The organism is Sphaerotilus sp., assembly GCF_041083715.1.
Classification (GTDB): Bacteria; Pseudomonadota; Gammaproteobacteria; order Burkholderiales; family Burkholderiaceae_C; genus Sphaerotilus.
This window is the reverse complement of the sequence record NZ_JBFPGY010000255.1, coordinates 1-7927: the sequence shown is the minus strand read 5'-3', so window position 1 is coordinate 7927 and position 7927 is coordinate 1. Positions and strand designations below refer to the sequence as shown.

Sequence of the window (7927 nt, the reverse complement as noted above, 5' to 3'; positions counted from 1 at the left end):
ACGGTGCGCAGGCCGCGGGACTCCTGTCGGCGGCGGATGGCGTCCTGGATGTCGTAGGCGTCGGCCCAGTCCATGTCGGGGAAGTCGTCGGTGATCTTGGTGACATCGCGGACCTCGCTGCGGGCGGCGTCGAGGTGGGCGGCGAGGTGGTCGATGTGGGTGCGGTCGAGTGCCATGTGCTTGCTGCTCCTGCCCGGTTCAGATGAAACGTACCGAGGTGCTGCCCAGACCGCCGACGCTGCAGTGCAGGCTGTCACCGGTCTTCACGGGCACCAGCGGCGACTGCGAGCCGGACAGGATGACGTCACCCGCCTTCAGCGAGATGCCCAGCCGGCCGAGCGTGTTCGCGAGCCACGCCACGGCATTGACCGGCGAGCCTTGCACCGACGCGCCACACGAGGTGCTGACGATCTCGCCGTTCTTCTCCAGCACCATGCCGGCCAGCGCGAGGTCGAGGTCACGGGGACTCCGGCGTGTGCCGCCGAGCGTCAGCACGCCGCACGAGGCGTTGTCCGCCACCGTGTCCTGGATCTTGATCTTCCAGTCGCGGATGCGCGAATCGACGATCTCGAAACACGGCATCACGCAGTCGGTGGCGCGCAGCACGTCGGCTGCCGTCACACCCGGGCCGGTCAGGTCGCGGGCGAGGATGAAGGCTACTTCCGCTTCGGCCTTGGGCGCGATCATCCTGGACGTGTCCACCGGCTCGCCCTCGTTGAACACCATGCCCGAGAGCAGGTGCCCGAAGTCCGGCTGGTTCACGCCGAGCATGTCCATCACCACCTGGCTGGTCACGCCGATCTTCTTGCCGATCACGACCTCGCCCGCGTCGAGGCGGCGCTGGACCATGCGCAACTGGATCTGGTAGGCGTCGTCGATCGTGATGCCGGGCTCGCGGCTGGTCAGCGGCTCGACGGGGAGGCGGCTGAGCAGGGACTGGTACAGCTCGTCGCCGTAGCGCTGGATGGTCTGGGCGTCCATGGGATGACTCGGTTGAAAGGGTCAGGTGGTCCGGGCGTCGGCTTCTGCGAGGAAGCTGGCGACCAGTTGCGCGAAGCGGGCGCTGTGCTCGATCTGGGTCCAGTGGCCGCAGTGGCCGAAGACGTGGAGCTGGCTGTTCGGGATCCAGTCGGCCAGCCGCAGCGAGTTCGACAGCGGGATCACCTGGTCCTCGCGGCCGTGCAGGACCAGCGTCTCGTGGGGCAGGGCGCGGATCGCCGCCTCGGGGCTGACCATCGCATCGACCCAGCGTTGGCGCGGCGCCGGAAACATGGCGGAGAACGACTCCTGGAACCCCGGCCGTATGCTGGCCTGGTAACGCAGCGCGGCCAGCTCGTCGGTGACCAGTGCGCGGTTGAACGCGAAGATGTCCAGCAGCCCGCGCATCGCCTCGAACGATGGCGTGTAACCCCACACCGCGTCCAGCCCCGGCGTGATCGCGAACGGCACGCCGACCGCCCCCATCAGCACCAGCCGCCGCACCCGCTCGGGCGCCCGGATCGTCAAGGCCAGCGCCAGCGCGCCGCCGAAGGAGTTGCCGACCAGATCGACCTGCGGCACGTCCAGCGCGTCGAGCAGGTCGAGTGCCTGCTGCACCCAGGTGTCCATCACGTAGGCGGTGCCGTCCGGGCGGTCCGTGTAGCCGAAGCCGACCATGTCCGGGGCGAGCACGCGGCGGGTCTGCGCCAGCGTCGGCATCACCAGCCGCCAGTTCGCCCACGCCGACACGCCGGGGCCGGAGCCGTGGATGAACAGCACAGGCGGCTGGCCAGCAGCGGTGGCGGTGCCGAGGTCGTGGACGTTGGTGTCGAAGGTGCCGGTGTGGACGCGGCGGCCGAGTTCGGGGTTCATGGGGTGACGTTATGCGGCGTGCCCGATACTGTCCAATACCGAATATCCTCATCTCGATACCACAGAGGTATACCGCCATGGACCTCAAGCAGATGCGCTACTTCCTCGCCGTCGCCGAGGAGCGCCACCTCGGCCGCGCCGCCGAGCGCCTGCACATGGCGCAGCCGCCGCTGACGCGCCAGATCCACGCGCTGGAGCATGAACTCGGCGCGCCGCTGTTCACCCGCACGCCCAAGGGCATGGAGCTGACCGAGGCGGGGCAGACGCTGCGCGACGAGGTGCCCAACCTGCTGGCGCTCGCCCAGCGCGCCCGCGAGCGTACCCGCGCCGCCGGGCGCGGCGAGACCGGGCGGCTGGATGTGGGGCTGTTCGGCTCGGGCGTGCTGGACGTGATTCCGCGGCTGCTGGCGCGCTTCCACGCCGAGCGGCCCGACGTGAAGATCGTGCTGCACACGATGACCAAGGCCGAGCAGCTCGACGCCCTGCGCGAGCGTCGGATCAGCGTCGGCTTCAACCGGCTGGTGCCGCCGGAGCCGGACCTGGTGATCGAGACGGTGCTGCGCGAGCAGTTGCGCGTGGCGCTGCCCGAGGGGCATCGGCTGTGCGCGCAGGCATCGGTGCGCATCCCGGACCTGCAGGGCGAGCCGATGATCCTGTATCCGAACCTGCCGCTGCCCGGACTGGCGCAGCAGGTGATGCAGGCCTTCGCGCAGGAGGGCACGCCGCTGCAGATCGAGCAGGAGGTCGAGGACGTGCTGACCGCGGTGGCGCTGGTGGCGGGTGGCTTCGGCGCCTGCGTCACGACTGCGAGCAGCGAGAGCCTGCGGCTGCCGGGGGTGGTGTACCGGCCGCTGGACTGCGCGTTTCTGCGGGACATCGAGCTGAGCTGCATCCATCGGCGGGGGGATGGGTCGCCGGTGCTGGAGGCGTTTCTGGCGGTGGTGCGTGGTTCCTCGTCCCGGCGAGGGTGACTCGCCTACTCGATCGAGAGCCGATCGATCCACCGCACCCCCGCCGCCACGTCGTCGCGCAGCGCCGGCCGGTACGGCGGCTTGTCCACCTGCGCCGGCGGCGCGCTGATCCGGTTCAGGTCGATCGACTGCGGCCGCCCGACCAGCCCGGTGTCGGTGCGCTCCAGCTGGTAGTACAGCCCGTTCCACAGCTTGGCACCGAACTCCTTGGGCAGCTTGAACAGGAACAGCAGGTGGTGCTCCAGCCAGGTCAGGTCGGTCGGCGTGACCGTGCCCGGGTTCGCATACGGGTAGGGCACATGGCAGCTCACCTCGCCGCCGCCTTCGAGGCACTTGAACTCCTTCATCGACAGGAAGTGGTCGGTGAACCTGGTGTGGTCCATGTGGACGGTGAAGGCGATCATGCCGTCCGGGCGGGGGGTGAAGTCCACGGTGCCGAGCGGCAGGCGCTGCTGGTCGCGGGTGACGGCGACGAGCGTCTTGGTGCCTTGCAGTTCCCAGGCGACGGCGGTGTGCGAGGCCATCGCCAGTGCGGCGGTCAGCAGCCAGGGGCGCATGGGGTGCCTGAGGCGGGAGGGGCGTGCGGGCATGGGGTTTCCTTGGTCGCACACCGCTGCACGACACCCGGTCAGCGTAGCACCTCGCTCAGGCGGCGCCAGGCGCGAACACCCGCAGGCGGTGGCCGTCAGGGTCGGCGGCCGTGAAGGTGAAGCCGAAGTCCATCGCGATGGGCGCCTGCAGGATCGGCAGGCCCTTGGCGATCCACTCGGCGCAGCAGGCCCGGACCGCGTTGGCACCTCCTTCGACCGCAAAGGCCAGCTCCATTCCGCCGGCCGGCGTGGCGGCGGGTTCAACCGTGTGTGCCGCCCACAGGCCCAGCATCACGCCCGACGACAGCGCGAACATCGCGAATGTCGGCGAGGCCTCGACCGGCGGCTTGCCCAGCAGATCGGCGTAGAACGCGGCGCTGGCGGTCGGGTTGGCGACGTAGAGGAGGAGGAAGTTGGGGTCCTGGGGGACTTGCATGGCGGCTCCTGGAGGGGTGGGTGGATGGCTCCATCGTAGGCAGCGGCCGTGTCAATTCCTGTCAGTAGCCTGGGTTGGCGACGATGCCTTCGCGCGCGCGCCACGCCTTCAGCAGCGCCTGCCGACGCTGTGGATAACGTGTGTCGAGGGGGGTCAGCGCCGCGATGCGGTCGGTGCGGAAATGCCGGATCTCCCCGCGCAGCTCGCACCACGCCACCACCACCCGCACCCGGTCGAAGAAACCCAGCGCGAACGGCCACACCGTGCGCGCCGTGTCCTGGCCGGCGGCGTCGCGGTAGGTCAGGTGCAGCTTGTGCTCGGTGCGGATCGCCTGGCGGATGGCGGCGACTTCGCTGTCCCCGGCCGACCCGGTGGCGTCCGCCTCCGCGGGGCCGACGAGCAGTGCATTGCTGTCCAGCTCATGCCGCAGCGCGGGTGGCAGCACCGCGGCGATCTTGGCCAGCGCGTCGCGCGCCGCCGCCCCGAGCCGCTGGTCGCCGCGCCCGATCACCCAGCGCGAGCCCAGCACCAGCGCCTCCACCTCGTCCGCCGAGAACATCAGCGGCGGCAGCACGAAACCCTCGCGCAGCACATAGCCCAGCCCCGGCGCGCCGTCGAGGTGGGCGCCCTGGGTCTGCAGCGTGGCGATGTCGCGGTAGAGCGTGCGCAGGCTGATGCCGAGATCGGCCGCCAGCACGGCGCCGCTGACCGGGTGGCGGTGGCGGCGCAGGTGCTGGAGCAGGGCGAGCAGGCGTTCGGTGCGGGACATGGTGCCCCGTGGTCGTGGTGTCAGCGCTCGGCCGCCGCGGCGATCAGGTCTGCCAGCGCCTGCGCGACTTCCTCTGCCGCCACGCCATCGCCCAGGGCGACGGGTGCCTCGGCCAGTGCGGCGGCGCCTTCGGTCTTGAGCCGCTTCACCCACGCACCCGCCTCCCGCCCGCCGGCAAACGCCCGGCTCTGCAGCAGCACGCGCCCATCCGCCGCAGCGAGCTTGAAGCAGAACTGCCCGTCCGCCTCGCGGTACTGCTTGAACACGGCCAGCGCGGCCTTGTCCACCTTGGTCTTCGATTCGGCGGCCACAGGCGCGGCGACCATGCGCCGCAGGCCCACCGCCTCTCGCAGGCGCAGCAGCAGCGGCGCGGCTTCGGTGCGGGCCTTGGCCGCGCCGGCCATGAGGATCGCTTCCAGCTCGGCCGGCTGCGCGATCAGCGCCTCGTAGCGTGCCCGCATCGGTGCGATCTCTGCGTCGATCAGCTCGAACAACCGCTGCTTGGCCTCGCCCCAGCCCAGCCCGGCGCGCAGTGCCTCGCGGAACGCCAGGTTCTGCCCCGGCGTGCCGAATGCTTCATGCAGCGTGACCAGCGCGGAACCTGCGGGATCCTTCGGCTCGCCCGGCAGCTTCGAGTCGGTGACGACGCGCGCGATCGCCTCCCTGAGCGCCTTCGCACCGCCCTCGAACAGCGGGATCGTGTTGTCGTAGCTCTTGCTCATCTTGCGGCCGTCGAGGCCGGGCAGCAGCGCCATCTCGGCCTCGACCACCGCCTCGGGCAGCACGAAGAAATCCGTGCCCTGGCCGTAGAGGTGGTTGAACCGCTGCGCCACGTCGCGCGCCATCTCGATGTGCTGGATCTGGTCGCGGCCGACGGGGATCTGGTGGGCATTGAACATCAGGATGTCGGCGGCCATCAGGATCGGGTAGCTGAACAGGCCCATCGTGATGCCGGCGTCCACGTCCTCGCCCGCCGCCAGATTGGCGTCCGCAGCGGCCTTGTAGGCGTGCGCCCGGTTCATCTGGCCCTTGGCGGTGACGCAGGTCAGCAGCCAGGTCAGCTCGGGAATCTCGGGGATGTCGCTCTGGCGGTAGAGCGTGACGCGCGCGGGGTCGAGGCCGGCGGCCAGCCACGTCGCGGCCAGCTCCAGCCGCGAACGCTCGATGCGCGCCGGGTCGTCGCACTTGATCAGCGCGTGGTAGTCGGCGAGGAAGAAGAAGCTCTCGACGTCGGTGCGGCGGCTCGCGATCACGCAGGGGCGGATCGCACCGACGTAGTTGCCGAGGTGGGGGGTGCCGGTGGTGGTGATGCCGGTCAGGACGCGGGTGGCGCGGGTGGACATGGTGGGCTGCTGGTGCTGGAGCGACGACGAAAGTCCGATTGTGACCGGAGCACTCCGGCTGTCGCCGAGCGGCGCCCAGTGCCCTACAGCTTGACCATCACGTTGCGCAGCTCGGTATAGAACTCCAGCGAATGCACCCCGCCTTCGCGGCCGATCCCTGAGGCCTTCGCGCCGCCGAAGGCGGTGCGCAGGTCGCGCAGGAACCACGAGTTGATCCAGCACAGCCCGACCTCGATCGCCGCGGCCATGCGGTGCGCGGTGCCGAGGTTCTGCGTCCACACCGTCGTGGCCAGGCCGTAGTCGGTGGCGTTGGCCAGCGCGATGGCTTCTTCCTCGGTGTCGAACGGGGCGATGTGGCAGCAGGGGCCGAAGATCTCCTCCCGGATGACGCTGGCGCTTTCGGGCAGGCCGGTCCAGATCGTCGGCTGGACCCAGTGTCCTTCGGCCAGCGCGCCGGGCATGTCGGGCACGCCGCCGCCGGTGACCACCGTCGCGCCTTCGGCCACGGCCTTGGCGTAGTACGACAGCACCTTCTGCCGGTGCTCGGCCGAGATCAGCGGGCCGAGGCCGACGCCGGGCTGCTCGCTCGGGCCGACCTTGAGCGCCTCGGCCTTCTCCTTGAGTGCCGCGACGAACTGGTCGAAGATCGGCCGCTGCACGTAGACCCGCTCGGTGCCGAGGCAGACCTGGCCGCAGTTCTCGAACGCGCTGCGCGTGATGCCGGCCACGGCCTTGTCGAAGTCGCAGTCGGCGAAGACGATGCCGGCGTTCTTGCCGCCCAGCTCGAACGAGACCGGGCGCACGCCCTTGGCCGCCGCCGCCATGATCGCCTCGCCGGTGCGCGTCTCGCCGGTGAAGGTGATGCCGTTGACGCCCGGGTGCTTGGTCAGGAACTCGCCCGCCGAGCCGGGGCCGAAGCCGTGCAGCACGTTGTAGACCCCCGGTGGCACGCCGACTGCGTTCATCACCTCGCCGAGCAGCGTCGCCGTCGCGGGTGTTTCCTCGGATGGCTTGACGATCACCGTGTTGCCGCAGGCCAGCGCAGGGCCGACCTTCCACGTCATCAGCAGCAGCGGCAGGTTCCACGGACACACCACCGCGACCACCCCGAGCGGCGAGCGCACGGCGTAGCTCACCGCGGTGCCGCCGTCCGGCGTGGTCATCTGGAAGCTTTCGGTCGGCACGTTCTTCACGATGTCGGCGAAGACCTTGAAGTTGGCCGCACCGCGCGGGATGTCGATGTGCGAGGCCAGTGACAGCGGCTTGCCGGTGTCGGCGATCTCGGCCTGCAGGAAGTCGTCGAAGCGGCGGTTGATCTCGTCGGCGACGGCGTGGAGCAGGTCCACGCGCCGGACCACGCTCATGCGGCCCCAGTCGCCCTGGAGCGCGGCGCGGGCACCCGCCACCGCCGCGTTCACCTCGGCCTGTCCCGCCTCATGCACCAGCCCCAGCACCCGGTTGTCCACCGGCGCGCGGTTCTCGAAGGTCCTGGCCGTGGCGACGAATTCGCCGTGGATGAAGTTCAGGTACTGTTTCATGGTGCATCAGAGGGGATCGGAAGGGGTGGGAGGCCGGGGCGGCGGGGGATCGGCTCAGGTGTAGACGTCCGTGAAGGACGGCACCGCGGCACCCGTGTGGTAGAAAATTCCGCTCCAGAGCTGGTCCTCGGTCCAGGTCGTCACCGGCCGGTCGCGCTGCGCCAGGTAGCCCAGGCCGGCGAAGGTTTCGTTGCGGTTGCCGCTCGGATCGAAGAAGTAGATCGTCTCGCCGCGCGTGATGCCGTGGCGGGTGGGCGCCACGTCGATGCGGGTCTTGTTCTTGGCCATCACGTCGGCGGCCTTGAGCACGTCGTTCCAGTTGTCCAGGAAGTAGGCGATGTGGTGCAGCCCGCTGCGCGCGCCGCCGACGAAGGCGATGTCGTGCGGCGTGGTGGTGCGGCTCATCCAGGTGGCGGCCTGGATGTTGCC

9 protein-coding genes are annotated in these 7927 nt (G+C 70.1%); 1 reads left to right on the top strand and 8 read right to left on the bottom strand.

The features are described 5' to 3' along the window. Positions 1 to 198: 198 nt before the first annotated feature. Positions 199 to 981 carry a 2-oxopent-4-enoate hydratase gene (gene dmpE / locus AB3X43_RS11310; RefSeq protein WP_369429946.1) on the bottom strand — a complete coding sequence of 261 codons (783 nt, stop codon included), beginning with the start codon at positions 979 to 981 and terminating at the stop codon, positions 199 to 201. Between the two features lie 21 nt (positions 982 to 1002). After that, on the bottom strand, positions 1003 to 1851 hold the full coding sequence (locus tag AB3X43_RS11305; protein ID WP_369429945.1) for an alpha/beta fold hydrolase: 849 nt from the start codon (positions 1849 to 1851) through the stop codon (positions 1003 to 1005). A gap of 77 nt (positions 1852 to 1928) precedes the next feature. On the opposite strand from AB3X43_RS11305, the gene AB3X43_RS11300 reads away from it, so the two are divergent. Further along, positions 1929 to 2822, top strand: coding sequence for a LysR family transcriptional regulator (locus AB3X43_RS11300; RefSeq protein WP_369429944.1), 894 nt, complete (start codon positions 1929 to 1931; stop codon positions 2820 to 2822). 5 nt (positions 2823 to 2827) lie between these two features. Here AB3X43_RS11300 and AB3X43_RS11295 read toward each other — a convergent pair whose 3' ends face one another. From AB3X43_RS11295 to AB3X43_RS11270, 6 genes are all read right to left on the bottom strand, one after another. Further along, the gene (locus AB3X43_RS11295; protein ID WP_369429943.1) at positions 2828 to 3412 is read right to left on the bottom strand and encodes a hypothetical protein; all 585 of its coding nucleotides are present in this window, start codon (positions 3410 to 3412) and stop codon (positions 2828 to 2830) included. A gap of 55 nt (positions 3413 to 3467) precedes the next feature. Continuing rightward, a complete protein-coding gene (locus AB3X43_RS11290; protein ID WP_369429942.1) occupies positions 3468 to 3848 on the bottom strand; it encodes a VOC family protein in 381 nt (126 codons plus the stop codon). Positions 3849 to 3909: 61 nt separating this feature from the next. Further along, a complete protein-coding gene (locus AB3X43_RS11285; protein ID WP_369429941.1) occupies positions 3910 to 4617 on the bottom strand; it encodes a helix-turn-helix transcriptional regulator in 708 nt (235 codons plus the stop codon). A gap of 20 nt (positions 4618 to 4637) precedes the next feature. Beyond that, positions 4638 to 5960: a tryptophan--tRNA ligase gene (locus AB3X43_RS11280; protein ID WP_369429940.1), complete on the bottom strand. Its 1323-nt coding sequence runs from the start codon at positions 5958 to 5960 to the stop codon at positions 4638 to 4640. Positions 5961 to 6043: 83 nt separating this feature from the next. Next, positions 6044 to 7498, bottom strand: a complete 1455-nt coding sequence (locus tag AB3X43_RS11275) for a 2-hydroxymuconic semialdehyde dehydrogenase (protein WP_369429939.1) — start codon at positions 7496 to 7498, stop codon at positions 6044 to 6046. 54 nt (positions 7499 to 7552) lie between these two features. Further along, positions 7553 to 7927 (bottom strand): VOC family protein (locus AB3X43_RS11270; protein ID WP_369429938.1); only part of this gene is annotated, 375 nt, incomplete at its 5' end.